Source organism: Phenylobacterium sp. (genome assembly GCF_036723115.1).
In the GTDB taxonomy this organism is placed as follows: Bacteria; Pseudomonadota; Alphaproteobacteria; order Caulobacterales; family Caulobacteraceae; genus Phenylobacterium.
Genome location: NZ_DAIMHV010000218.1, coordinates 1 through 1,154 on the forward strand (window position 1 = coordinate 1; position 1,154 = coordinate 1,154).

The 1,154-nt window shown below is 69.6% G+C and carries 2 protein-coding genes; both read left to right on the forward strand.

Annotated features, from left to right (window positions below; genetic code table 11):
• A partial coding sequence (locus V7D28_RS14645) for an FAD-dependent oxidoreductase (protein WP_333588121.1) occupies nucleotides 1–483 on the forward strand: 483 nt, incomplete at its 5' end.
• A gap of 209 nt (nucleotides 484–692) precedes the next feature.
• Nucleotides 693–1,154 carry a chemotaxis protein CheW gene (locus tag V7D28_RS14650; protein WP_333588122.1) on the forward strand — a complete coding sequence of 154 codons (462 nt, stop codon included), beginning with the start codon at nucleotides 693–695 and terminating at the stop codon, nucleotides 1,152–1,154.

Consider the following 1,154-nt stretch of genomic DNA (forward strand, 5'->3'; position numbering starts at 1 on the left):
GAGGCGGCCATCGACCTGGCGGGCATCGTGGCCCACGTGACCCTGATCGAATACGACGGCAAGCTGCGGGCCGACGAGGTGCTGCAACGCAAGCTGAAGAGCCTGCCCAATGTGGACGTCATCACCTCGGCGCTCACCACCGAGGTGCTGGGCGACGGCGCCAAGGTCACGGGCCTGACCTATAACGACCGCGGCACGGGCGAGAGCCACAAGGTCGAGCTGGACGGCATCTTCGTGCAGATCGGCCTGGTGCCCAACACCGAATGGCTGGCCAATGGCGGGGTGGCCCTGTCCCAGCGGGGCGAGATCGAGACCGACGCCAAGGGCCAGACCTCGGTGGCCGGGGTGTTCGCCGCCGGGGACGCCACCATCACGCCCTACAAGCAGATCGTCATCGCCATGGGCGAGGGCAGCCGCGCGGCCCTGTCGGCCTTCGACTATCTGATCCGCCTGGCCCCGGCCGAGGCGCGGGAAGCCGCTTAAAGGCCGCGCCGCAGCGGCGAAACGACAGAGGGCGCGACGGGACCCCCGCCGCGCCCTTTTTCGTGGCTTCAGCCGCCCTGCGCCCGCCCCCCTGCGCCCGGATGTCGCAGGCTTGCTACTCTCGCGTTAACCGCTTGGATGGACTCCGCACGGCAAAGCTGGGATCGAGCCGGTCCGTCTGCGGGACCGGGCCGGAGGCGCGACCCCACATGACCCAAGCTCTCACCCTGACCGACGGCGCCGAACTGATCACCGTGATCGTCGGCGGGCAGCTTTTCGCCCTCAACATCCAGCAGGTGCGGGAAATCCGCGGCTGGACCACCTCCACCCCCCTGCCCAAGGCGCCGTCCTATGTGCTCGGCGTGATCAATCTGCGCGGGGCGGTCCTGCCGGTGCTGAACCTGGCCACGCGCCTGGGCCTGCCGGCCAGCGAGGCCAAGCCCTCCTCCGTGGTCATCGTCGTGGACCTGGGGGAGAAGACGGTGGGCCTGCTGGTGGACGCGGTCTGCGACATCCTGGCGGTCACCGAGGATCAGGTGCAGCCGGCGCCGGAGCTGGGCAACAGCGCTGGCCGGGGCCTGGCCTATGGCATGATCACCACCGAGGAGGGGATCATCACCCTCATCGACCTGGCCGGCGTCCTGCCCACCGAGGAACTGGTCGCCGCCTGA

Excerpts from the sequence above, each read along its gene's own strand:
- V7D28_RS14650 (WP_333588122.1), top strand. The coding sequence starts at position 693 with ATGACCCAAGCTCTCACCCTGACCGACGGCGCCGAACTGATCACCGTG.